This window comes from Candidatus Micrarchaeota archaeon, assembly GCA_021163225.1.
GTDB lineage: Archaea > Micrarchaeota > Micrarchaeia > Anstonellales > JAGGXE01 > JAGGXE01.
The window spans coordinates 1-22844 of record JAGGXE010000028.1 but is presented as its reverse complement, the minus strand read 5'-3'; the positions used below and the strand labels follow the sequence as shown (position 1 = coordinate 22844).

Sequence of the window (22844 nt, the reverse complement as noted above, 5' to 3'; positions counted from 1 at the left end):
TTATCTTCTATGTCAAAGGGAAAGGTGTCCGGAAGAAATCGGTTCGGCAGGAACGTTATCTATCTGGGTCTAACAAGCATGGTCAACGATATAAGTAGTGAGATGATCAGTCCCGTGTTACCTATCTTTCTTATGAATCTGGGTGCATCCAGCATAGTGATCGGTCTGGTTTCTGGGTCTCGTAAATTCTTTGCAAGCGCTTTGGAACTCGTCTCCGGGTATGCGGTAGATCGGTTGGGTAAACGTAAACCGTTTATCTATGCCGGTTACCTTACTTCTTCGTTGTCAAAGTTCTTGCTTGCGTTCTCCAGGACCTGGCCGGTAGCCCTTGTTCTTACGTCCTTGGACAGAGTAGGTAAAGGTGTCAGGACACCTGCCCGTGATGCAATAGTTGCAGAATCGATGCCTAGAGCCCACGGTAAAGGGTTCGGTATCCATAGGGCATTGGACACGTTCGGTGCGGTGATAGGGTCAACGTTAGCCCTTATCCTAATCTGGCAGTTCTCACTGTCTCCGGGTACGATACTTTTGATAGCCGGAGCCATCTCTTTATTTTCTTTGATCCCTCTGTTACGTGTTAAAGAGCCAGTACCTCACAAGTTTAGGAAGAAGGACAATCATCCTGTATCGAAAAGGTTCAAACTCTTCGTTATTGTATCCTTTGTTTTTGCGCTTGCCAATTTCAGTTACATGTTCTTTCTTTTGGGTGTGAAAGATATGTTCGGGTCAGAGGTCCTCTCTACCGCTTACTACGTGCTCTTCAATGTCGTGTATGCGCTTCTCGCTAAACCGATGGGTGAACTGTCCGACAGGTACGGTAGAAAACGTGTCCTTGTCTTTGGTTACTCGGTGTTCGGGTTGAGTTGTTTAACCTTTATCCTGGCATTCGTCACAGTCAACAACGTATTTTTCCTGATAATACCGTTTGTTCTTTACGGCGTCGCTAACGCGGTCGTGAACGCGAACCAACGAGCCTTTGTATCCGATTTGACGGACCAGAAAACACGCGGTGCAGCGTTCGGTATATACCACGGTGTGACAAGTATCACAGCATTACCTTCCGGTTTGATAGCCGGTCAGCTCTGGAGTATAAACCCTATCTATACGTTTGTATGGGGTGCTGCATTTTCCTCGTTAGCAGCCCTGCTTCTATTCAAGGTTTAACATGTCTGTGCAGGTAGATGTAAGATAGGACGATTATCAACACTATCAGGACTGTTGGGATTAGAAGGGACACCATGTCGTCGGGTTCTCCCGCGAGTATCGATTCGCATACCTGAACCGCACCGTCAGGGTCATCATAAACTATGGTGCGTGCGTAAGCCAAACGTTCCAGGTTTTCTGTTGTATTCTTCATCTTCTCCTCAGTTTCCGAGATGAAAGATAGGGCGTCTGCGACCTTGGGACATTTCTCGTTAAGGTAGGATTCGACTTCGGACAGCGTGTCGTTTATGTTTTTGATATCCTTATCGATAGGTTGACCTGTAGACTCCTTTGATTCGGCTACCATGATCATCATCTCTACGGCGGAGAGGTTTACGTCCTGTCTGCACCATTCATTCATCTCTTTGACCCGTTCCAACCGATCTTCCAACCGTTCTAACTTCTCTCTTCCTACCTCTACGGTGACGGCTGCGTTATCCACAGGTCTCTCAGATTCAAGCTCTTCTATCGATCGGTTCAAGGAAGCGGCTATCTCGGCAGCGTCCTTACATCTTCCTTCATCGATGGCGATCGTCAGTTCGATGATCTGTTGATCCGCTTCGGTAGTGTTCTTGTAACTCCGTAATGCCCGCAACCTGTTTTCGTAGTATGATTTAAGCTCTTCTGTCCTGTTGATTATGAGATTACACAACGTTGAATATTCGTCATCGCTTTCTTCAATGACGGTGTTCAGTAAATCCAACGATGACCTATCATGTTTTTCAACCAGGACTTGCGCCTCTACCAATCGGTCGGTAAGGTTTGTGTCCCAATCTATGCCTATTCTTTCGGCAGAACCCATCAGGTCTGTCAACCGTGACACAGACCGGTTTGCCGAACTTATCATAGGTAGTGCTTTATCCGTCACCCAGTCCGAATAATTGAGGACGATGACGCCTTTCAGTTCAGGGTCTACTACATACACGTATGAGCCGTTGACCCAGACATCAGTAGGTTCTTTGAACGTTATGTTCGTGTCCTCATCTACAGGTACCGAAGAGACCGAATCTATAACATGTCCGTTTGGGTCGAAGACCATGAGTTTTCCAAGCTCTGAATCGGTTGCAAAGATTCTGTCAGATGTTGCGTATATCCCTGCAGGTTCCTCGAACAGGTCCTTTCCAAACCCTGTTTTGTAAGTTCCGTCAGGATGGAATACATCGATCCTATGGTTTGCCGTATCGGTCATGTAGAATAGACCGTTATAAATCGTCATATCGTTGAACGATATATACTCGCCAGGATAGAATCTTAAGGATATGCTGTCCAAATACGATTCATCTTCGTCATATACGTATATCCGTTTGTCGTTCGATAGAATGTAATACGTGTTGTTGTAGTGCGCTATCGACAAAGGTGACTGATAGAACCTGTTGTCTTCTGCAAAGACGCGCAACGATACAGAAGACTTGCGCACGTACACAGTGCGGTCGCTCGGTGAGCATACGAACAACCGACCGTTCAGATACGCGATGCTATGAAAATCGATAAGTTGGTCTTTACCTATCTTTTCATCCTTCTCGTTGCCTTCCATCTCGTACACTATCCCGTCATCCCTGTCACCTACGTACACCTTATCTCCGACGGTTACCGTTATAGGATTGCCGAATATCTTGTAAGGTTTTGACCCGTTTATACCGGTACCGTTGATGATTTCGATAAACTCGAAATCTGCGTGTACAGCACTTCCCAACAGAAGCAGGATTACGAGACAAGTCTTTATATCCATTTTCACACCTTCCTTGCAGTACAATGATACTTCTTTACACTTAATACCTCCACTTTAAATGTCTTTCCCACATCTCCTTTAGAAACGCCTTTTACATAGACTGGGAATCCGTCTATATGCGCCAATCCCTCGTTGTTACCGACAACCGCTTCGATCACTACTCTATAAACATCGCCTTTCACAACTTCTACCATCGAACCACCTATCGATTATAATGAGTTAACCGAAAGGTTTTTATAAAGATGCCTTAAAAAATTCCCACGTTACCTTTCCGTAAAGAAGGGGAGGGTGGTATGTATGAAACCGTTGTGGATGTACGACGACGATGATTTTGATTGGGATGATGAAGAAGAGGATTGGGATGAAGATTTTGATTGGGATGATGAAGAAGAGGATTGGGATGAAGAGTGATGTTAATCATCTTCCTTTTTCTTTTTCGTATTTTCTTGCACGTACGTGTGTTTGGGATTTTTGTTGGAACACATTCCTCCATACAATCCGCCATAAAAAGGTTTTAAAGAGTTGCTGTTTTAGTGATTTACGAGGTGATGCTACATGGGAGATATAGTATCGACGCTTCTTACACAGTATCCGTACCTGGGTGACAGGTTGATCAGTGGAGCTATAGATGTCGGGATAGGGATCGTCATCCTGATCATAGGTTCGGTCGTGGCATGGGTCCTAGGGATCCTGACTGCCTGGGCAGTAAATAAGTTGGAGATAGATAAGAGGATCAAAGAGTACAACCTTCACAAGGGATTACTCGGGTTCACCATCACAGGGATATCAAAGGTCTTTGTTGAAGTGCTCGTTTTTCTGGCGTTCGCGGTAAGCGCTGCACAGTACTTCCATCTGCCAGGTCTGGTGACGTTCACACACTCTGCGATGCTGGTGACTGCAGAACTTCTCAAGGCAACGATAATAATCATCGCGACCCTGCTGATCGGTGAATACGTAAGCAACAACATAAAGAAGAGTAAGATAACGATGGCCAAGACATGGGGCATAGTTGTCGAGGTGTTGATAGCGATAATCGGTGTAACGATTGCTTTGAATTCGGTAAAATTCCTGAATGCCATAGTGCTTAACAACGTGGTAACTGCAGTGGTGCAGGGATTGGCATTGGGTGTAGGACTGGCAATAGGTCTTGCTTTCGGGCTCGGTGCCAAGGACGCGATCGCAGACGTCCTGAAGAAAAAGAAGAAGACATTAGAGGAACTGTTCTAAACCCTTTTTCTCTTCCTTTTTGTTTTTCAGTTTCACCTTTCGAACAATCTTTTCAATAGATTTTTAAACAATAGTATCTTTATCTAATTCATGGTCAGCGATGAAACCGGCAGATATCTGGTAAGATTGAGCAGACGCGCTGTAGAACAATACCTGAGTCACGGGACCAGAATCGTTCCGGATAAAGATGAAGACGAACTCAACGAGTTACGGGGTGTGTTCGTCACCATACGCACCTATCCCGATAACGAACTACGCGGCTGCATAGGTTATCCGAGACCTTACAAACCTTTAGCCCGGGCAGTGGTTGATAACGCTATTGCCGCGGCGGTCGAGGACCCACGGTTCCCGCCCATGAAACAGGAGGAGTTGGACAGTGTTACTTTTGAGGTTACTGTACTGACGGTTCCGGAATTGATAAAGGTCGGCGACCCTTCCGAGTATCCGAAACATGTCAAGATAGGTAAGGATGGGTTGATCATTGAATACGGGTTGGCTTCTGGTCTGCTGTTGCCTCAGGTCCCTGTAGAGTACAACTGGACACCTAAGGAATTTTTAGAAAACCTGTGCATGAAAGCAGGATTACCGAGAAACATGTGGCTCAGCGCTAACGTACGGATCTACAAGTTCCAAGGGGAGATATTCGAAGAGAAGGAGCCTAATGGTGAGATAGTGAGAAAAAGACTTTTTATATAGGTAGGGGTAATCTGTTATGAACGTTCCTGATGACATAAAACATCCCGTCCTTATTCGGTTGCGTAGAGGGATGTATCTTCTCCTCGATAGAAGTATCTATCGTTCTATGTTTAATCAGGTCGAAAAAAATGACCAACAATCTTCCCCCTCGCTATCTGAGGAAGAGATGGATGTCCTCAAGAAGATCAACAGAATACGGTTTGAACAGAGGACACCCGATGTTATACAAAGGGTTCTTACCGAGAAGGAGAGGAAGATATTTGACAGATTGGTCAGAAAAAGGTACGTCTCTGTTTACAGAAAAGGCAAGTATTCGAAAGAGGGAGTGGTTGCGATAAGTGATACGGTTTATCCTCTCCTCAGGGAATCGCTCGGTCAATCTAGGGGTTCTGAAAAGGAAGGGTCCCTGGTAGACCAACTTCATAAGTCCGGGTACCTGATCCTGACGAACGAACACGATGCGCAGACGGTAAGCAGACTTCTTGAAAAGGATATCAGGGCGGGTAAGGTCATCGGCGTGCGCGGGTTTGATAAAAGGTATTATGTGATGACCAAGGAATCGTTCTCTACCATCGCACCGAAGATAATCAGTTTTATAGAGACAAAGGGCAGCGCTACAATCGGGGACCTGGCGCGTTCTTTGTCTTTGGAAGAAGGGATGTGCAGAACTGCCGTAAACCTCCTTATCGAGAACGGTACCCTTGTGGAAAAGGAGAAGGATCGGTTTGAGGTGTTATGAGGAATAGTTCTCACAGGGCGGTATCGTCCTGTTCTCGATTTCTCTGACCGTGTTACAGATCCATATCTTCAACGTCTCCTCGTCCATCACTCCGTAGGTGTAGTATTTTCCGTTTATCACGTATGTAGGCACACCCGGTAACATGCCTTTTGATTTGTATTTCGTCTCTATCTGTTTTATGGTATCGTTGGTATGTCTTTTAGTAAGATTGATCCATCTGAATTCTACGTAGTCGCCCATCTGTTTTTCGAGGTCTGCAATCACAGGGTTCATGACCGTGCAGTAATCTTTTGAAGGGTCTTTACAGACCGCGTACAGATATTCGAACACGGGTTTGGATTCGTTCGTCTGTTCCGGATGTTCCGGAGGAGCGGTTTCCTGGTTAACAGTGCAACCGACCGTCATAATCGAACCTACTGCTATCCAGATCAAAACGATTGCTGATAGGTTCACGTTCATAACCTGGCACCTCGCAACGCATCTTTACAACTGCACGACCATTCCTCAGGCAACCTCTTTATCATCTCTATCATGATCCGTTTGATGTTGTTTTCGTTTGCCTTCATGGTCTGTGCAACCTCCTCAGCGCTTACCGGTTCGTCCTTCCAGCAGTCGTAATCCGTGACGGTTGTGATCGACGCGTAACACAAACCGAGTTCGCGGGCCAGTTGTGTTTCAGGACAACCCGTCATACCTATCACGCCACCGCCCAACCGTCTGTACATAGAACTCTCTGCCTTAGTACTGAACGAAGGTCCCTCTATACACACGTACGTCACGTCATCATGAACAGGAATCCCCAGGTCATGAGCAACCTCAACGGCGAGTTTGCTGAGTTTTGGGCAGTACGGTTCTGCCATGCTTACATGGACCGCTTCGTTATCGTAGAACGTCCTTTTTCGTGATTTGGTAAAATCCATGTATTGTCTGACCACACATACGTGACCCCTGGCATACTCATCTTTTAACGAACCGACCGCGGAAAAGGCGAGCACTCTGTCCACACCGATATGTTTCAATGCCCATAGGTTGGCACGGTAGTTGACCGCGTGGGGAGGATACTGATGTCTGTTCCCGTGTCTTGGTAGGAAGGCAACTGGTTTCCCGTCCACATTACCCAGTTTGACCGCATCGGACGGTTTACCGAACGGTGTATCTATCTCTTCAACGGTCTCCCATTCAATACCTTCGACGTTGTACAACCCGGAACCGCCTATTATTCCTATCCTGCCCATACCCCACACCTTCTTTCAACATCTTATCAACGAGTAGACGTTGTAATCCTTCAACCTGTCTCTCCCGTGCAACCCTTCAATCTCTATGAGAAACGCGAACCCGACAACCTCTCCCTTCATACGTTTGATGAGGTTTGCGACCGCTTCTGCAGTCCCGCCGGTCGCGAGCACGTCGTCAATTATAAGGACACGTTCCCCAGGTCTGATGGCATCCATATGGATTTCAAACGCATCCGTACCGTACTCAAGTTTGTACTCCTGACGGAGTGTTTTGTAAGGCAGTTTACCGGGTTTACGTAACGGCACGAACCCCGCACCCAGTTCCATCGCTATCGGTGCTCCGAGTATGAACCCGCGCGCTTCTGCGGCAGCCACCACATCAACCTTTTCGTCTGAGTACCTGCCCGCAATCAGTTTGACACATTCCCTGAACGCCTCCCTATCCTTAAGAAGGGGTGTGATATCCTTGAAATGGATGCCCGGCTTCGGAAAATCTGGTATCGTCCTAATCATCTCTTTCAACCTTTCCTCAACGCTCGTCATTCGATCACCTTCCGAACGGGTCTTAAACAGTAATCAGATTTATTTTAAAGATTTTAAATAGTTTTGCTTTCTTTATAAGAGTTTGAGGTGACCGGTTATCTTATCGAGAATGTTTTCGTACCAGGGTCCGAATGCGACCGTTGTCAATGTCCCTGGTCGGACCTGTGTCAGACCTGCATCATGTATGAGCACGTACGGCACACCTTCCTTATCCGCCTCAGTGCACAGTTCTTTGATCTCATCGATATCCTTTGCCTTTAGAACGACCTTCTTCTGTCCCTCTCTCAACCAAATCTCCGCTACCCGCTCATTCAAACGAAGGACTTTGACATACCCTTCCACCGCAGCGTGCGCCACCTGAGCGGCAAGTTTACCTTTACCCATCTTTAGGTCCGTCCGTACAACGATGACCTGTTTTACAGAAGCGTTTTTTATCTCTTTCTGTCTCTTCAACCAATCCAACATATGATCCTCTATCCGCAGCACATCTTTAAAATCCTTCCCACCCCTGTTGGAGAGGAGGGCTTCTGTACGGTTGTGAAGTTTTCAACACAAAAAGTCGTTACTGAGTTCGTCTTTTGCCGTAAATAAACCTTTTTAAACATTCTTCATTCAGTTTAATACGGGTGATAACATGGCGAAAGGTATAGATATGGAACAGATAGGAAGCTGGGCATTCCTTGCAGGAGTCATCATCTCAATAATCGTTGGGATAGCAGCGCCTGGCAGCGACCTGTGGATGGCGATTCTTGTAGCTCTTGGTCTGATCGTCGGTCTTGTGAACGTTACAGAGAAAGAAGTGGACGGGTTCATCCTGGCTTCGATAGGTTTGATCGTCGGTGCAACAGCGCTTTCCAATCTGACAGTGTTGTTAAGCTTCCTCGGAAACTGGTTCGAAGGCATGCTGAGTATGTTCATGTCGTTCGTCAGCGGTGCAGTGATTCTGCCGGCGTTGAAGAGGATATACGAGATAGCAGCGAAGAAGTAAGTCTTTAGGCCCTCTTTTTATTTCCTTTTTTTATCTATTTGATACGTTCGTAAACGGTCGGGTCGTTACTCTCTTTATTTCTGCTGAATCGGTAAATCGCATCGAAATCATGGTTTAGGAAATCTATCTCATGAGATATGACGAATGTCTGGGCAACGATTTCTGGGACGCGTTCTATCAATGCTTCGGCGAGCGTCTTTTTGACAAGTTCGTCGAGATTGGTTGTCGGTTCATCGAGTATCAACCAGTTTAAAGAAGGTGTTAAAACCATCGCGCACGCTATCCTCAACGCCAATCCTATGGTAGCCCGTTCACCGCCGCTTGCCCTGTCGACCGCTTCCAGCCATTGTTCTCCGTCCTCCCTGACCGTACATACCTCGCATCTGTAATCATCTTTAGTTGCAGTTATCCGTATCTTCTTATAATCTTTGTAGGGATAGATAACCGGCCAAACCGTTTCCAATGCCTGATTGATTGCGGAAATCAACCGGTCGCGCATTATACCCTGTGTTTCGATTATGCATGCCTCTAAAACTTTTGATACATCCCTCAACCTCTTCAGTTTTGCAAGTCCTTCCATCTTCCTCTTTTCGCGGGATAGGTCGTCTTCTGCGCGTTTTAACTGCTGGTTGAGAAAATACAACTCTTTATCCAGAACATTGAGTTCTCCCTCCATCTTAACCTTGTTCCGTACCGCTTCGTTGTACGTATGTTCAATGCTTTCCAACTTCTTAGGGTCGAATTCGAGTTGACCGAGTTTATCTTTGAGTGTCTTAACTTCTGTGTTCAGTTGAACGAGGGTTTCCTTAACCTTTTTCATCTCCTTATCCTTCTGTTCTTTCAATTCCAGTTCCCGTATCTCTCTTTCGGTCTCGGACAGGTCTTTCCTGATACGTTCCAGTTGCGTTTCTAAGGAACCGCACAAATCTGACAATTTCTCATATTCCTTTTTGAGTTTGTCCGTGTCCTCTACGGTCAGCGCTTTAATCTTTATTAAAAGTTCTCTGGCTTTGTTATACCTGAAATCGTTTTTTTCGAGGTTTTTGATACGGTTGTCTATTTCCTTCCTGTAGGTTTCTATCCTTTCATTTAAACCTGACCTGGTGTTCATCCGTTCATCTATCAACCTTCGAATATGCTCTTCTGTTAAAGGACTTCCACAGACCGGACATTTACCGCTACCTTCTTTTGATATCTTCTTCAATGTCTCTATGGACTCGTCAAGCTCTTTTATCAGGGCCTGTGATTGAGAAACCTTGTCCTTCAGGTCTTCTATGACCTTTTTTTCTGTTTCGATCGACTCTTTAATATCCTCGATGGATTTGCCTTCCAACAACCTGTTCAATTCCTGTTTCATCCTGTTCATCTTGGTTACGTTGTTCCTGTTCGTTTCCAGCGATGTCTTGACACGTTCCCTCTCACCGATTGTCTGTCTTATCTGTTGGTTCATCTTCTTCTCTTCATCCTTCAGTTTGTTCAGAAGGTCTCTTAATGATGAAAGACGGTTCCTATCGGCATCGGTGAAAGGTACCCATTCTTTGAGCCTTGATTCCAGAACCTTGATGTTGGTTTCTGCCTCTATCAATCTGGTCCTCACGGATTCGTACTCTTCACGTTTCCGTTTCTCTTTATCGAGGAGAAGTTTCAATGAGTTTATCCTTTCTTTCGCATCTTTGACCTTCTCTTCGACCTCCTTACGTTTTGCCAGAACACCTTTGATCTGTTCGTTGAGTTCGTTTATCTTCTGTTCCAAACCTTTGAGTTTATCCTCGCTCACTTCGGATTCTAATCTCCTGATGTCGCTTTCCAGATATCGTACAACCGTTCGTATGTTGGACCTTGCCTTTTCGAACCTGTCCAATCCGAGTAGTTTATCCATCTCCTCTTTACGCGAACTTTTTCTCAATGTGAGGAGATGATCGATAGCGTTCTGTTCCGAATACACTACATTGGTAAACATGTTGAAATCGACTTTTAATATCTCCTTTATCTTTTCGGTAACTCTGGACGTGTTGGTTTCGATGATCTTTCCGTCCTCATAAAGGATGGCGGTTGTATATGTACTGGAACCCCTCCGTCTTATCCTTCTTTCTACGCAGTACTCCTTGTCATTATGGATGAACGTTAGTCGCACAACGCATTCATCGGTTCCGTCACGTACATACTCCCCCAACGATATGTTGGGTGTCTGTGTTCTTTTTATCTTCCCGTACAAGGCGAAGGATATACCTTCTAAGACGCTTGTCTTTCCACTGCCGACTTGGCCTATGAGTACGTTCACACCCGGAACGAAGGTCAACTCAGTATTCTCATGTGTCCTCCAGTTCTTCAAGAAGATCGATTTTATCATTAGGAAATATTATCCGCGTCTTCTGTTTTTATTCCTTTGTACATAAAAACATTTATAAACACACATAAACACAGTTAAACCATGCATACATCTTTCAAAGATTGTGAAAGGTGCAAAGGAAATGGGCAGGGTCTGACACGTAAGTTGAAGAGAGTGGGCATTATCGCCGTAACCTCTTTGACGATAGGTAGCGCAATCTTTTACCTCTCTAAGTTGTCGACGGAGAGAACTCTGAAAAATAGGGTAGATGTCGAACAGATAGACCGGTTAGCAGGAGGGTTATCCGTAGAAGACCGGTACGGTTTTGAGTTTGCTGGGAGAGTTTTTCAGTTCCTTTTCACGGGTTCTCACAGGACCTACAGTGGCACATCGGATTATTTCAAGGAGTATGAAGGATTACGTAGAGCGGTAAACGAACGGTTTGCTCTTAACATTCCATCCCTGGATAAAATGAGGACGGAATTTAGAACGGTCAACAAACGGTTGTACGAACTCGGGTCCAACGTTGAGAGTCCTAACGTAATTCTGATCAGAAGCGACCCCCGTTTTTTGATCATGCACTTCATCGTCGGACAAAACATCAAACGGTTCATGGATTTTATAGATTACTATCTGGATGACGGTCAAATAACCGACTCTGACTATTTGGACGCCTGGCTCATCGTTAAACAAAAGAAGGGTAGATGTTATGAAAAGTCCATACTTCTTTCTTCCTATCTGGAATCGATAGGTATAGACACTGAGATCCTGGTCTTTGTTCCTCCCAAGTTTGAAGATTCTGGTAAGGTGGAATTTGGACATACCGTCGTTATGATAACCTCTGGGAAGTTTAAAGGTTATATATTCGACCCTGCCTTCAACGTTATTAAACCTGACCTATCTGAGTACCTGTTGATGCTTAGGGAAGAAATCCCAGAATGGAACCGGGATGGATCATTCCATGTAATCCTGCGGAGGTTGTTCAGCAGAGAAGAACTTTCACCGGGGATTGTAGACATCTTGGATAGAAACGAAGACGTAGAGAATTCCTCATACATGAAATCTTACATCGATTCCCTTCGCACTGTTGTTGAAAGAGAACGTTCATCGATGAAACCTTCCATAGACAACGCATTGAGATTGCTTAATAAATACGGAATGGTGGTTTTCAGTATCAAGTAATTCTGTATCGATCGGCAACCGGTAAACGCGTTTACGAATTTTACAAACACAGTGCGGCGAGCGGCAACATTGATAGAAAAGGTTTAAAAACTTTGGTTAGAAAATAATAATCCTGAAAAATTGTATTCTGTAAATTTGGATAAAAGGAAGGTCAAACATTTTGAGGGGGTGTATCTATGGCTGAAAAGGAGCATCTGAATCTTGTCTTTATAGGACACATAGACCACGGAAAATCTACTACAGTGGGAAGGATTCTTTTCGATACAAAATCTATACCGGAACAGCAACTGAAGAGGTTGAGAGAGGAAGCGGAGAAACTCGGTAAGCCTACATTCGAGTTCGCTTACACTATGGACACTCTTAAACAGGAAAGAGAACGGGGTGTAACGATCGAAGTATCTCACAGGGAGTTCCAGACACCGAAGTACTATTTCACGATTATCGACGCACCCGGTCACCGGGACTTCGTCAAGAACATGATTACCGGTGCCTCACAGGCTGACGCAGCAGTATTGGTTGTATCTGCAAGGGAAGGCATACAACCGCAGACAAAAGAGCATGCATTCTTGGCCAAGGTGTTGGGTATCAACCAGATTATCGTAGCGATCAACAAGATGGATACGGTCAATTACGATAGGGTGAAGTTTGAGGATGTGAAGGCCTCTGTGATAGGACTTCTGAAGACCATCGGATACGACACCGAGAAGAAACCAGGTAAAGGTTGGTTGGTAGGTGTTGTCCCTATATCAGCGTACTACGGTGATAACGTCGTTAACAAGAGCGATAAGATGGATTGGTATACCGGTCCGACACTTATCGAACTCCTTGACAAGTTTGAGGTTCCACCGAAACCGATCGATAAACCTTTAAGAATACCTATCCAGGACGTGTTTACTATTACCGGTCACGGTACCGTTCCTGTCGGAAGGGTTGAAACAGGTGTGCTGAAACCAGGAGACCAGATAGTTATCATGCCGAGCGGTGCCAAGGGAGAGGTTAAGAGGATCGAGATGCATCATCAGGAATTGTCCGAAGCCAAACCCGGTGATAACATCGGATTTAACGTCAAAGGTATAGATAAGAAAGATATCAAGAGAGGTTACGTTGTCGGTCACCCTGATAACCCGCCGACCGTGGCAAAAGAGTTTACTGCGCAGATCGTAGTCCTCCAGCATCCCACTGCCATAGGTAAAGGTTATACACCTGTGTTCCATATCCACACTGCACAGGCACCTTGCCAGATCGTGGAGATCCTGGAGAAGAAGGATCCTAAGACAGGACAGACTGCCGAGAAGAACCCAGATTTCATCAAGACCGGTGACGTGGCAGTGGTGAAGGTCGTACCCCTCAAACCGTTAGTGGTGGAGAAGTTCCAGGAGTTCCCGCCTCTCGGCAGGTTTGCTATCCGTGATATGGGTATGACCATCGCGGCAGGTGTTGTGTTAGACGTTACCAAAGCGGAGTGAAACCAGGGCGGTGGACATGGCAACTGGTAAGGCGCGGATAAAACTGATTGCAAAGGACCCGAAAAAACTGAATAACGTATGCGAACAGATCAAGAAGATTGCCGAGTTGACGGGAGTGCCGGTGAGGGGTCCGGTTCCCCTTCCGACTAAAAGGTTAAGGGTTGCTGTCCGAAGGTCGCCTTGCGGTGACGGTTCAGAGACATGGGAACATTACGAGATGCGGGTCCACCAACGTCTGATCGATATATCGGGTGACGAGAGAACACTGCGCCAGATAATGAGGGTCAAAGTGCCCGATGAGGTCTACGTCCACATCCTGTTGGAGTAACCTCTTTTTTTCTTTTTCGGTTTTCCGTTTTTTGTTTTATGATGTTTATTTCTGAAGGTGGTACTGTATGGTAGAAGTAAAGAGGTTTGATGCATGGGTGCCGAAGGATCCTGAACGGTTTACTGTAAAACCTTACGATGTCATCACAGAGGATGAATTACGCGAGCTTAGAACAGACCCTGATTCTGCGGTGCATATCATATTACCTTCCGGTGAGGGGTTGGATATCTACGAGAAGGCACAGGAGAATATAAAGAGAGCGTATTCCGAACTCATGGTGCACGACGGTCACCAGGCCTATCTTTACAGGGAATCTTCCGAAGAGTTTACCCAACGCGGTTTGATACTGTGTGTGTCTCTTGAGGATTATATGTCCGGTCATGTCAAGGTCCATGAGAAAACGCGCGAGAAACCGTTGATGGATCGGATAAAACATATTGAATCTACGAAGAGTCATACCGGATTGGTGTGGTTGATATTTAAGAGAAACGATGAACTTAAGAGGATTATGGATAGCGTTGAAGGGAGGGAACCGGTGGTCAGGTTCTACAAGTACGGTTACGAGCATTCACTTTGGCGGTTGACCGATGCCGAGTTTGACCGTGTCAGAGAAGTTATGAGGGACATCGACCTTTATGTTGCGGATGGACATCATAGGATAGCGGCTGCGGCCGAATACTACAAAAATCATAAAGATGACCCCGAAGCCAAATATGTGATGGCGTATTGTGCGAGTGATGATGAGGTTCGAATACTACCTTACAACAGGGTTATTCGTGAGTTGCCTATGAGCAGGGAAGAGTTCCTCAACCGTATTGCTGAAAGGTTTGATGTGGAAGAAACGAATAAGGAATCGCCAGATAAACACGAAGTACTGATGTATCTGGACAAGTGGTACGTGCTCAAACCTAAAAAGATTCCGGACGGTAGCGTGGAATCCCTGGATGTGTCGATACTTCAGAACGACCTTTTGACGCCTGTGTTGAACATCAAAGACCCGAGGAGGGATCCCAACATCTTTTTTGTGGGCGGTAAACTTACCAAGGAAGACATGGAGGGTTATGTTAGGCGGGGCAACGCAGTATTCTTTTTGATGCATCCTACATCTATCGAGGAGTTGGAACGCGTGGCAGATGCAGGACGTGATATGCCGCCTAAATCAACATGGTTTGATCCGAAACTGTTGACAGGTCTCGTCTTCCATCGTTTGAGATGATTTTTTTGTTTTTTCCGGATGTTTTATATAGTCGGATAAAACATTATACTGTACACTGCGGGGGTGCCGGAGTCTGGTCAAACGGGCAGGGCTTAGGTCTCCTGTTCCCGAAACTCGGTTGAAAACTTCCGAACGGAGTGGGAAACCCTGTGGCTCAGGCCTGCCAGGGTTCGAATCCCTGCCCCCGCATACCTTTGAATCTGATGAACGATTTTGAACTTTCAAGAAGAAAGGTGGATACCATGGACTTTGACGTTATGCTCGGTAAGGTCAGGAAAAAAGTTGCGAAGATGCCGTTCGAGAGACGACGCGCGTTATTACGCGCGTCGTCTCGATTACTCAAGAGGGACCTGTTCGAAGGGGTCGAACCATTGATCGAGAAGAATTTTGATGTCCTGGAGAGTAAATTCTTCAAAGCGTATCAGGTCTCGGATGTTTACCTCAGTATCACCGAGAAGATTATGGATTACTGTAGGGAAGAGTTTCCCGATGCTGACGTTGTAATGTTGGGTAGGGACGCATGGCCGTTCTATGTGTCCTGGCGGATGATGGATGGTTCCGACCTCCCGAAACCTAAACTCGTTCACGTTTCACGGTACATGATGACTTCCCGCGATCCGTTCGGTCAAAAGGTTTACACGGGTATACTCAAGTATCTCTACGATAAAGGTTTGGAAGACGATGACATAGAACTGACCGACAACCCGTATTATGTTAAAGTAGATATAAGGTACAGCGCGTTTGGGACATATCTTAAAGCCATGGGTCTGGGTAGTAATCCTATCCTTTTGTTTGACGTCGGATACAGAGGCACTGTAATAACCTTTGTACAGCGTACGATCGCAGAGATTTTGGATGTGCATACGGATACAGTAATGCTGTTTTCGATCAACCGGTACATTCCATCGTTGTTCGAGTCCCATATAACTGCCGAAGACTTTGGTTCAGTGCCCAGGTTCGTTGACCTTCATGAACACGGTGAGTACGAAGAACTTTCTTTGCTGATCGAGAGATGGCCGCATCCTATCGACCCTGTTGAACGGTACGCGTACGATGAATACGGTCGGCCGTACATTGTAGAACATTTTGTCCAAGAAAAGGATAAGTTGTCAGCACATCTTTTTTACTTTGCTCTTAAAGAACGTGCTTCAGACCGTTACGGTTCGAACAGTAACGAAGAAGGAGTGTTAGAACACGATGACGAACCCCTGCCCTTTTTCTATCCCTAACACATCCGGGTCTTCCTCCTCTACAGCGACGCGTTCCACTCTACGGAACATGGTGTTACCCTGTTTGAGACGCTCTACGAACTGTTTCATCAACTCTTCGTCACACAGACATTTGATGAGCACTGTACCATCCTCCATGTTCCGAACCGAACCGTCTATGCCCAATGTATCGGCAACACGTTTCGCATACCATCTGAACCCTACACCCTGAACCCTACCGTGCACGGTTATCTTGTAACCTTTCATATTCGATCACCTCCTTTCCTGCAGAACACGAGGAAAGCGGTATGCACCAATCCTTTGTTGTTAGGCCGGACACCGTAGTGACGAACCTTCCATTCCCTTACTATCCCTTCCAGTGCGAACACTTCAGCGAATCCCGCATCCTTTGCCCGGAGAAAAAAATCTTTCATCTGTTCCACATTCGGCAGGTATCCTACGACGAACCCGTTCGGTTTAAGCGCCCTGTAGGCATGTGGGATGACTTCTGAGGCATCTGGTAGGTCCAACAGAACCATATCCACATTCCTTTCATGTATCCCCTTAGTGATGTCCATATGACGGAATACCACGTTGTTAAGTCCGTTGAGTTGTACATTCCTTCTGGCCAGTTCCAAGAACTCTTCACGCGTTTCATATGAATAGACCTTTTTGCAGATGTTGGCCAACATAACAGTAGCGTATCCGGACCCCGAACCCGCTTCTACAACGCGTGAGTTTCTTCCTACTCCTGTGTACGCTATGATCAGTCCCATATCCTTCGGTAGGATGACCTGCGGACCGCGGACGGCGTTCTTCAGCAACGGATTAAGACGGACGATGACCTCCTTCTTCTCCTTCCTTTTACTCATACTATCACCGCAAGATGTGATCAGTATAACCTAAAGATTACAGGTTTACAAGTGTTAAAAGCATCGCTATGACACCTGTCAACATTCCTATCAATGAAAGTTTCCTGTACTGTTTTAAACTCTTTTTATCCGGACGCAGTCTGACGGTACCGAATATGATCAGTGTTTCGGCGGTTGCCAACATTATCCCTGACAGAATGCCTATCTTCATCACAGTTAGGAAGGGATAGACCGAGAGCGGTACGAATACGAAGGTCAGGAGTTTGACCGTTAGTATGGATTTTTCTTTACCTATGATTACCGGCAACGTTTTCGACCCTCTTGCCTTTACATCTCCTTCCATGTCTTCGATAGATTTTGTTATCTCCCTTGCCACACCTATGGTCAATGCGATTACGAATAAGATGACGTTTACTTGAAGTATTTTGTCCGTGTACACAAGGTTACCGAAGATGAACGGTATCCCCATACTCGTCCCTATGAATATGTTCCCGCATAATGGGATGTCTTTGAGTTTAACATCGTAGAGTAATGAGAAGAATGCGAACAACCACACCGTCCACATGGCCGGGTCAGGTAACAGCGCAGCAACGGTAATCGCTAGGAAGAACGAAACGAACGTTACCCGTACTGCCGTTTCTTCACTGATCTCTCCGGTAACCAACGGTCTGTCGTACCTCTTATTGATACGGTCGGATTCGCGGTCAAGATAATCGTTAAGCGCAAACGCTCCCATCTCAACAAATGCCGGCGCGCACAGAGAAACGATGAACTTCCAGTCCAACGCAGGCGGTTTACCGAGGGTTAATGTTTCGCCTATCAGGACCGCTATCATGATGAGGATTGCGTGGTCGAACCGAGTGAGTTTGTATACCGATTTAATCTTCTCTAACATGAGAAATCACACCTTATCCGGCAACACCCTTTTTCCACTGTTCCATCCGTAACCTGATCTGTCTCCCAGTTTCTCTTCGATCCTGAGCAACCGATTGTATTTTGCCACACGTTCCCCGCGTGCCGGCGCGCCAGATTTGATCTTACCGGCGTTTAACCCGACGGCCAGGTCCGCTATGATCGTTTCCTCGGTCTCGCCGGACCTGTGGGAGATCATCACGCCCACACCTTTCCTATAACATTGGCGAACAACGTCCAACGTTTCAGTAACGGTGCCTATCTGGTTTACTTTGATGAGCACAGTGGTCATCGACCCCTTTTTGATGGCTGTTTTTACACGGTCCGGATTGGTCACGGTCAGGTCATCGCTTACTATCTCCGCTCTGTTCTTCAGTCGTTTCGTCAGTATGGCAAAGGAATCGAAGTCGTCTTCATGGAAGGGATCTTCTATGCTTACGATAGGATATGTGTTGACGAGCGATGTGTAATACTCCAACAGTTCAAACGGTTCAAGTTGTTTGTTGTCTATGTAATACCTGTTGGTATGTTTGTTGTAGAACTCCGAAGCCGCAGCATCTATCGCTATCTTAACCTCTCTACCGTATCCCGAACCCTCGATGACCTTTACAAGCGCGTCCAACGCTTCCTGTGTCGTTCTCATAGGCGGTGCGAACCCGCCTTCATCTCCGACGTTTATGGCTTCGCGTCCGTAAACCTCTCTCAGATACTCCTTTAGACTGTGGTATATCTCAGAAGCGCTTTCCATAGCTTCCCTGAAACTTTTCACACCGATCGGTACGACCATGAATTCCTGGATGGATAATCCGTTACCTGCGTGTTTGCCTCCGTTTATGATGTTCAGGAAAGGAACGGGCAACGTTGAACCGCCTAAATATTCATACACCTCTTTCCTGTGCGCGTGGGCAACAGCTTTCATAAGAGCGAAGGAAACGGCAGTCGTTGCGTTGGCACCCAGATTGGATTTGTTCTTCGTCCCGTCGAGTTTTATCACTGTTCTATCGAGTTCGGCAAGCGTTTCCACAGGTTTCCCTTTGAGAGCCTTTGCCACCTTTGTATTGATGTTCTCAACAGCCTTTAAGACTCCTTTACCGTGATATCGGGACGGGTCGCCGTCTCTCAGTTCCAATGCTTCGTACGACCCTGTTGAAGCGCCGCTCGGTGCCGAGCCGGTGAACGTCTTCCGTCCGGCCGTTACCTCTGCCTCGACGGTGGGGTTACCCCGCGAATCCAGTATCTCGCGTGCCTTAACTTTTACGATCTTGACCATGTAACCACCTCTGAAAAACGTTAATACTTCCGATGTTAGTTTTATAAATGTTGAGAACTATCTTGATTCTTGGTGGTCATAATGATAAGGAGAGGTCTTATCCTGTTGATGGTTGCGTTTGTGTCTGTTGTTTATCCGCAGGGTTACATAGATATGTTGTCACCAGTGGCGGTGAGGGTGCATGACGGTGATACGGTTTTCATCGGTGACATGGGTCCAGGGCAAACCGTACCGATTGTAATGAACCCTGAGGTGAAGGAAGGCGGTATATACGGTAAAGGCGGTATGTACGACTATGTGGAAGTCATGTCGCTTCCTGAGGGATGGAAAGGTGTGAACAGTAAACTCTACGGTACGCCTAAACAGGTCGAAGTGACCGCGGCTAAAGATGCCGCTGAGGGTAACTATACAGTTGTGCTTCGGGCAATCGATGAGAACAATGCTGACGGGTTGGGTAACGTGACTTTCAGTGTTGTTGTTCGTGTTAGACACGATATAATGAAGATTGCAGTTACACCGGATTCGCAAACAGTCGGTGCCTATCAACCCGCGCAGATCAAGGTGTTGATAAGGAACACCGGGAACGCTCCCGATACCGTGAAGATCAGTTCTGAAGGTATGCCTGATTGGTCGTTCACTAAAGAGATATACGTGCCCGCCTCTTCGTTGACGACCGTGGGTTATGAGGTTGTCGGTAGGGAAGACGAAGATTACGATGTGAACATAATCGTTGAATCGCAAAGTTCGCCGTTGATACATTACGAACGTGATGTTGAAGTCCATGTCAGGTCGAACCTGTTGTCCGATTATCGTGCAACAGCTCACGGTACGTTGATGTATCCGTTGATCGAAGAACCGATCCATGCTCTTATGGGAATCATAGGCGGACTCATCGGCTGATTCTTCCACGAACGTTTTTATAACCGAAATTGCACAATCTAAAACATGAGTTCTGAATCTTATCAGGCTGCACGGTACGCCATCGGTCTGATCAGCGAAGGTTATTCCGTAGAAGATGCAAAACGGATAACAGGTAAAAAGTTCATGCTTAAGAAGGCGTTGCGAAATTCTGACCTTCTCGCCGCATGCACCGAGGAAGAAAGAGAGATGTACGGACCGTTTTTGATAAAGAGGAAATCACGTACCCTGTCCGGTGTGACACCGGTCGCGGTGATGAGTTTGAGTACCTGTCCCCACGGCAGGTGTATCTATTGTCCGCGCGGAGAGTACGCGGCACAGAGTTACACCGGTAAAGAGCCGGCTGCTATGCGTGCCATACAGAACGATTACGACCCGTATATGCAGGTTCGGGCACGGTTGAGACAGTACGAGGAACTCGGACATCCGACCGATAAATGCGAGTTGATAATCATGGGAGGTACGTTCCTGGCTCAGTCCGAATCTTACAAACTTAGGTTTGTAAAGGAATGTTACGACGGGTTCAACGGGACCGTCTCATCGGACCTTGAAACCGCGAAACGCGTTAATGAAACCGCTGTGCATAGAGTCGTTGGGTTGACTATCGAAACACGGCCGGATTGGTCTTTCGAAAAACATATCAATGAGATGTTAATGTACGGTGCTACAAGGGTTGAACTCGGTGTCCAGGTGTTGGATGACGGGATCTACGAACTTGTGAAACGGGGTCATACCGTCGATGATGTTGTGAAGGCTACCCGGTTGCTTAAGGATTCTGGGTACAAGGTATGTTACCATATGATGCCGGGACTGTTCACAACACCGGGACAGGATGTGGAGTTCTTCAAACAACTGTTCAGCGACCAGAGGTTTCAGCCGGACATGTTGAAGATATATCCGACGATGGTCATGGAAGGGACGGAGTTGTACGAGATGTGGAAACGGGGTGAATACAAACCGTATGATACCGAAACAGCGGTTGAAACGGTCTCAGAGGCCTATCGGTATATCCCCGAATACGTGAGGGTGATGCGCGTGCAACGGGATATCCCTGTAAAGCTTATCGTTGACGGTGTGAAGAAGAGTAATCTCAGGGAGTTGGTGGAGTCGCGATGCAGAAGGAAAGGTATTCGGATACGGGAGATCAGGTACAGGGAAGTTAAACATCGCGATAAACTCAGGTTGCAACTGATCCGTAGGGAGTATCAGGCAAGCAACGGTAGAGAGGTCTTTATATCTTTTGAAGACACTGATAGAGACGTCATTGCAGGGTTCGTTAGGTTGAGAATGCCTTACAAACCGTTCCGTCCAGAGATAACAGAGTCCACCGCGTTGGTGAGAGAACTTCATGTGTACGGGTCCGAAGTGCCCATAGGTTACAGGGGAACCGTTACGGTGCACCGTGCGGTCCAGCATACCGGGTTGGGTAGAAAACTTCTGTCCGAAGCAGAACGTGTTGCCACCGAAGAATGGGGTATGAACGACATCGTTGTGATATCCGGTGTGGGTGTGCGCGAGTATTACCGGAACCAGGGTTACAGGTTGAAAGGTCCCTATATGTGGAAGAAGTTGTGATCGATATGGTCACTGGTGTAACGTTGGAAGGTTGTCGGTTGCCTGAAACGTTGGTCCGTTTGCTGGAAAGGGTTAGCGGTAGAAAGGTGGCAGTCGGGTTGAGCGGTGGTGTGGACAGCGCAGTCGTAGTGTTGCTGTTGAAAAGGGCCGGGGCGGACGTGGTCGGTGTGACGATGGAACATCTCCCGGGTATCGGCGACATCGGAAGAAGGATGGCTGCCCGGTTGGGTATAGAGATTGAAGTGGTCGATGTTAAAGAGGAGTTTGATAGAGAAGTGGTTGAGTATTTTATCGATGAGTATGCGAAGGGTAGGACACCTAACCCTTGCGTTGTGTGTAACCGGTTGTTCAAGTTCGGTGTTCTGCGGGATTACGCTATCGATGAGTTGAATGCTGATTACTATGCAACAGGACATTATGTCAGGTTGGAGACCGAAGGTGACCACCGGGTTGTGAAAAGGGGTGTGGATATCGCTAAGGATCAGTCGTACGCGTTGGCAATGGTTCCTAAGGAGAAGTTCGATAACGTGATCTTTCCGCTCGGTTATATGCACAAGCGCGATGTTCGGACGGTGGCGGACGCCTTCGGCGTCCGCCCCGTCCTGAACGAATCCCAGGACCTGTGCTTTTTGAAGGGTGATAGAATAGAGTTCATGAAAAAAAGGAGAAGGTCTGCGTTTTCGTCCGGAAAGATAGTCGATGAATCTGGTTCTGTGTTGGGATTTCATAAAGGTGTACCTATGTTTGCCATCGGACAGAGGAAAGGGTTGGGGATAAACCGTCCAATCAGGTACTATGTGAAAGAGATCGATGCGGCGAGAAACCGTGTAATTGCGGCGGAACACGATGCTCTTTATAAGAGAGAGTTCTGTGTTAAAGATGTGAACTGGTTGGTCGAACCCGAGTTTCCGATGAAGGTTCAAACAGTTATACGGAATAAGATGGAGCCTATCCCAGCAACGGTTGTGCGTAACGAGTGCCGTGCACGGGTAACGGATGGGAGTCAATGGGATGATTATATAACGGTTGTTTGCGACCGTCCGGTATGGGCCGTGGCACCTGGTCAGTTAGCAGTGTTCTACAATGATGATATACTGCTCGGAGGTGGATGGATTGTTGGATGACCCAAAACTGCGGATGTTGATGATGTATCTCTTTGCACAGGTGTTGGGCATATCCGTCGGTGTCTACCTTATCCAGATGAGTGC

Annotated in this window: 24 protein-coding genes and 1 tRNA gene; 14 read left to right on the top strand and 11 right to left on the bottom strand. The window is 46.7% G+C overall.

Features of this window, described 5'->3' with window-relative positions; translation table 11 throughout:
* On the top strand, window positions 1-1164 hold a 1164-nt coding region (locus J7K41_02205), incomplete at its 5' end, for an MFS transporter (protein ID MCD6549503.1).
* On the opposite strand, the gene J7K41_02200 is transcribed toward J7K41_02205, so the two are convergent.
* Window positions 1154-2932 carry a hypothetical protein gene (locus J7K41_02200; GenBank protein ID MCD6549502.1) on the bottom strand — a complete coding sequence of 593 codons (1779 nt, stop codon included), beginning with the start codon at window positions 2930-2932 and terminating at the stop codon, window positions 1154-1156. The two genes, J7K41_02205 and J7K41_02200, sit on opposite strands and share 11 nt — an antisense overlap.
* 2 nt (window positions 2933-2934) lie before the next feature.
* Entirely contained in the window at window positions 2935-3126 is a 192-nt protein-coding gene (locus tag J7K41_02195; protein MCD6549501.1) for a hypothetical protein, read from the bottom strand.
* 361 nt (window positions 3127-3487) lie between these two features.
* Between J7K41_02195 and J7K41_02190 the strand changes: the two genes are divergently transcribed.
* The 3 genes from J7K41_02190 to J7K41_02180 all read left to right on the top strand — a co-directional run bounded on the left by J7K41_02190 (window position 3488) and on the right by J7K41_02180 (window position 5594).
* Complete coding sequence (locus tag J7K41_02190; protein MCD6549500.1) at window positions 3488-4159, top strand: hypothetical protein; 672 nt, start codon at window positions 3488-3490, stop codon at window positions 4157-4159.
* Window positions 4160-4249: 90 nt separating this feature from the next.
* Complete coding sequence (locus tag J7K41_02185; GenBank protein MCD6549499.1) at window positions 4250-4855, top strand: TIGR00296 family protein; 606 nt, start codon at window positions 4250-4252, stop codon at window positions 4853-4855.
* Between the two features lie 16 nt (window positions 4856-4871).
* A complete protein-coding gene (locus J7K41_02180) occupies window positions 4872-5594 on the top strand; it encodes a hypothetical protein (protein ID MCD6549498.1) in 723 nt (240 codons plus the stop codon).
* Here the strand turns inward: J7K41_02180 and J7K41_02175 are convergent.
* From J7K41_02175 to J7K41_02160, 4 genes are all read right to left on the bottom strand, one after another.
* Complete coding sequence (locus J7K41_02175) at window positions 5589-6053, bottom strand: hypothetical protein (protein ID MCD6549497.1); 465 nt, start codon at window positions 6051-6053, stop codon at window positions 5589-5591. The genes J7K41_02180 and J7K41_02175 overlap by 6 nt on opposite strands.
* The gene (mtnP, locus tag J7K41_02170) at window positions 6050-6829 is read right to left on the bottom strand and encodes an S-methyl-5'-thioadenosine phosphorylase (GenBank protein ID MCD6549496.1); all 780 of its coding nucleotides are present in this window, start codon (window positions 6827-6829) and stop codon (window positions 6050-6052) included. Before mtnP ends, J7K41_02175 begins: the two co-directional genes overlap by 4 nt.
* A gap of 15 nt (window positions 6830-6844) precedes the next feature.
* Window positions 6845-7372, bottom strand: a complete 528-nt coding sequence (locus J7K41_02165; GenBank protein ID MCD6549495.1) for an adenine phosphoribosyltransferase — start codon at window positions 7370-7372, stop codon at window positions 6845-6847.
* Window positions 7373-7444: 72 nt separating this feature from the next.
* Window positions 7445-7837, bottom strand: a complete 393-nt coding sequence (locus J7K41_02160) for a peptidyl-tRNA hydrolase (protein MCD6549494.1) — start codon at window positions 7835-7837, stop codon at window positions 7445-7447.
* A 169-nt stretch (window positions 7838-8006) separates the two neighbouring features.
* Here J7K41_02160 and J7K41_02155 point away from each other — a divergent pair, with 169 nt between their 5' ends.
* Window positions 8007-8360: a hypothetical protein gene (locus tag J7K41_02155; protein ID MCD6549493.1), complete on the top strand. Its 354-nt coding sequence runs from the start codon at window positions 8007-8009 to the stop codon at window positions 8358-8360.
* Between the two features lie 34 nt (window positions 8361-8394).
* Here the strand turns inward: J7K41_02155 and J7K41_02150 are convergent, their stop codons facing one another.
* Window positions 8395-10710 carry an SMC family ATPase gene (locus tag J7K41_02150; GenBank protein ID MCD6549492.1) on the bottom strand — a complete coding sequence of 772 codons (2316 nt, stop codon included), beginning with the start codon at window positions 10708-10710 and terminating at the stop codon, window positions 8395-8397.
* A gap of 81 nt (window positions 10711-10791) precedes the next feature.
* Here J7K41_02150 and J7K41_02145 point away from each other — a divergent pair, with 81 nt between their 5' ends.
* The 6 genes from J7K41_02145 (at window position 10792) to J7K41_02120 (ending at window position 16110) form a co-directional block, all read left to right on the top strand.
* On the top strand, window positions 10792-11871 hold the full coding sequence (locus tag J7K41_02145; protein MCD6549491.1) for a hypothetical protein: 1080 nt from the start codon (window positions 10792-10794) through the stop codon (window positions 11869-11871).
* 176 nt (window positions 11872-12047) lie between these two features.
* Window positions 12048-13337: a translation elongation factor EF-1 subunit alpha gene (gene tuf / locus J7K41_02140; protein ID MCD6549490.1), complete on the top strand. Its 1290-nt coding sequence runs from the start codon at window positions 12048-12050 to the stop codon at window positions 13335-13337.
* A 16-nt stretch (window positions 13338-13353) separates the two neighbouring features.
* Window positions 13354-13665 carry a 30S ribosomal protein S10 gene (gene rpsJ / locus J7K41_02135; GenBank protein ID MCD6549489.1) on the top strand — a complete coding sequence of 104 codons (312 nt, stop codon included), beginning with the start codon at window positions 13354-13356 and terminating at the stop codon, window positions 13663-13665.
* Between the two features lie 67 nt (window positions 13666-13732).
* Window positions 13733-14881 carry a DUF1015 domain-containing protein gene (locus J7K41_02130; protein MCD6549488.1) on the top strand — a complete coding sequence of 383 codons (1149 nt, stop codon included), beginning with the start codon at window positions 13733-13735 and terminating at the stop codon, window positions 14879-14881.
* A 57-nt stretch (window positions 14882-14938) separates the two neighbouring features.
* Window positions 14939-15070: transfer RNA gene (locus J7K41_02125), tRNA-Leu, on the top strand.
* A 53-nt stretch (window positions 15071-15123) separates the two neighbouring features.
* A complete protein-coding gene (locus J7K41_02120; protein MCD6549487.1) occupies window positions 15124-16110 on the top strand; it encodes a hypothetical protein in 987 nt (328 codons plus the stop codon).
* Here J7K41_02120 and J7K41_02115 read toward each other — a convergent pair.
* Genes J7K41_02115 through eno form a run of 4 tightly spaced genes read right to left on the bottom strand, consistent with a single transcriptional unit; the run spans window position 16069 to window position 19143 of the window.
* Window positions 16069-16356 (bottom strand): acylphosphatase, encoded by a 288-nt coding sequence (locus J7K41_02115; protein ID MCD6549486.1) that lies wholly within the window; start codon window positions 16354-16356, stop codon window positions 16069-16071. The genes J7K41_02120 and J7K41_02115 overlap by 42 nt on opposite strands.
* Window positions 16353-16961, bottom strand: a complete 609-nt coding sequence (locus J7K41_02110; GenBank protein MCD6549485.1) for a methyltransferase domain-containing protein — start codon at window positions 16959-16961, stop codon at window positions 16353-16355. The genes J7K41_02115 and J7K41_02110 overlap by 4 nt, the downstream gene beginning before the upstream one ends.
* Window positions 16962-16998: 37 nt before the next feature.
* Window positions 16999-17856, bottom strand: a complete 858-nt coding sequence (locus tag J7K41_02105; protein ID MCD6549484.1) for a UbiA family prenyltransferase — start codon at window positions 17854-17856, stop codon at window positions 16999-17001.
* A 6-nt stretch (window positions 17857-17862) separates the two neighbouring features.
* Window positions 17863-19143, bottom strand: a complete 1281-nt coding sequence (eno, locus tag J7K41_02100; protein MCD6549483.1) for a phosphopyruvate hydratase — start codon at window positions 19141-19143, stop codon at window positions 17863-17865.
* Window positions 19144-19215: 72 nt separating this feature from the next.
* Here eno and J7K41_02095 point away from each other — a divergent pair, with 72 nt between their 5' ends.
* Genes J7K41_02095 through mnmA form a run of 3 tightly spaced genes read left to right on the top strand, consistent with a single transcriptional unit; the run spans window position 19216 to window position 22760 of the window.
* Window positions 19216-20043 carry a hypothetical protein gene (locus J7K41_02095; protein ID MCD6549482.1) on the top strand — a complete coding sequence of 276 codons (828 nt, stop codon included), beginning with the start codon at window positions 19216-19218 and terminating at the stop codon, window positions 20041-20043.
* A gap of 45 nt (window positions 20044-20088) precedes the next feature.
* Window positions 20089-21636: a tRNA uridine(34) 5-carboxymethylaminomethyl modification radical SAM/GNAT enzyme Elp3 gene (locus tag J7K41_02090; protein ID MCD6549481.1), complete on the top strand. Its 1548-nt coding sequence runs from the start codon at window positions 20089-20091 to the stop codon at window positions 21634-21636.
* On the top strand, window positions 21621-22760 hold the full coding sequence (gene mnmA, locus J7K41_02085; protein MCD6549480.1) for a tRNA 2-thiouridine(34) synthase MnmA: 1140 nt from the start codon (window positions 21621-21623) through the stop codon (window positions 22758-22760). The genes J7K41_02090 and mnmA overlap by 16 nt, the downstream gene beginning before the upstream one ends.
* Window positions 22761-22844: the final 84 nt, after the last annotated feature.

Coding starts and splice junctions, on each gene's coding strand:
- J7K41_02110 (MCD6549485.1), bottom strand. CDS start 16,961: ATGAGTAAAAGGAAGGAGAAGAAGGAGGTCATCGTCCGTCTTAATCCG.
- J7K41_02190 (MCD6549500.1), top strand. CDS start 3,488: ATGGGAGATATAGTATCGACGCTTCTTACACAGTATCCGTACCTGGGT.
- J7K41_02120 (MCD6549487.1), top strand. CDS start 15,124: ATGGACTTTGACGTTATGCTCGGTAAGGTCAGGAAAAAAGTTGCGAAG.
- J7K41_02090 (MCD6549481.1), top strand. CDS start 20,089: ATGAGTTCTGAATCTTATCAGGCTGCACGGTACGCCATCGGTCTGATC.
- J7K41_02165 (MCD6549495.1), bottom strand. CDS start 7,372: ATGACGAGCGTTGAGGAAAGGTTGAAAGAGATGATTAGGACGATACCA.
- J7K41_02130 (MCD6549488.1), top strand. CDS start 13,733: ATGGTAGAAGTAAAGAGGTTTGATGCATGGGTGCCGAAGGATCCTGAA.
- eno (MCD6549483.1), bottom strand. CDS start 19,143: ATGGTCAAGATCGTAAAAGTTAAGGCACGCGAGATACTGGATTCGCGG.
- J7K41_02180 (MCD6549498.1), top strand. CDS start 4,872: ATGAACGTTCCTGATGACATAAAACATCCCGTCCTTATTCGGTTGCGT.
- J7K41_02155 (MCD6549493.1), top strand. CDS start 8,007: ATGGCGAAAGGTATAGATATGGAACAGATAGGAAGCTGGGCATTCCTT.
- J7K41_02195 (MCD6549501.1), bottom strand. CDS start 3,126: ATGGTAGAAGTTGTGAAAGGCGATGTTTATAGAGTAGTGATCGAAGCG.
- J7K41_02175 (MCD6549497.1), bottom strand. CDS start 6,053: ATGAACGTGAACCTATCAGCAATCGTTTTGATCTGGATAGCAGTAGGT.
- J7K41_02160 (MCD6549494.1), bottom strand. CDS start 7,837: ATGTTGGATTGGTTGAAGAGACAGAAAGAGATAAAAAACGCTTCTGTA.
- J7K41_02145 (MCD6549491.1), top strand. CDS start 10,792: ATGCATACATCTTTCAAAGATTGTGAAAGGTGCAAAGGAAATGGGCAG.
- J7K41_02200 (MCD6549502.1), bottom strand. CDS start 2,932: ATGGATATAAAGACTTGTCTCGTAATCCTGCTTCTGTTGGGAAGTGCT.
- rpsJ (MCD6549489.1), top strand. CDS start 13,354: ATGGCAACTGGTAAGGCGCGGATAAAACTGATTGCAAAGGACCCGAAA.
- J7K41_02150 (MCD6549492.1), bottom strand. CDS start 10,710: ATGATAAAATCGATCTTCTTGAAGAACTGGAGGACACATGAGAATACT.
- J7K41_02185 (MCD6549499.1), top strand. CDS start 4,250: ATGGTCAGCGATGAAACCGGCAGATATCTGGTAAGATTGAGCAGACGC.
- J7K41_02115 (MCD6549486.1), bottom strand. CDS start 16,356: ATGAAAGGTTACAAGATAACCGTGCACGGTAGGGTTCAGGGTGTAGGG.
- mtnP (MCD6549496.1), bottom strand. CDS start 6,829: ATGGGCAGGATAGGAATAATAGGCGGTTCCGGGTTGTACAACGTCGAA.
- J7K41_02105 (MCD6549484.1), bottom strand. CDS start 17,856: ATGTTAGAGAAGATTAAATCGGTATACAAACTCACTCGGTTCGACCAC.
- tuf (MCD6549490.1), top strand. CDS start 12,048: ATGGCTGAAAAGGAGCATCTGAATCTTGTCTTTATAGGACACATAGAC.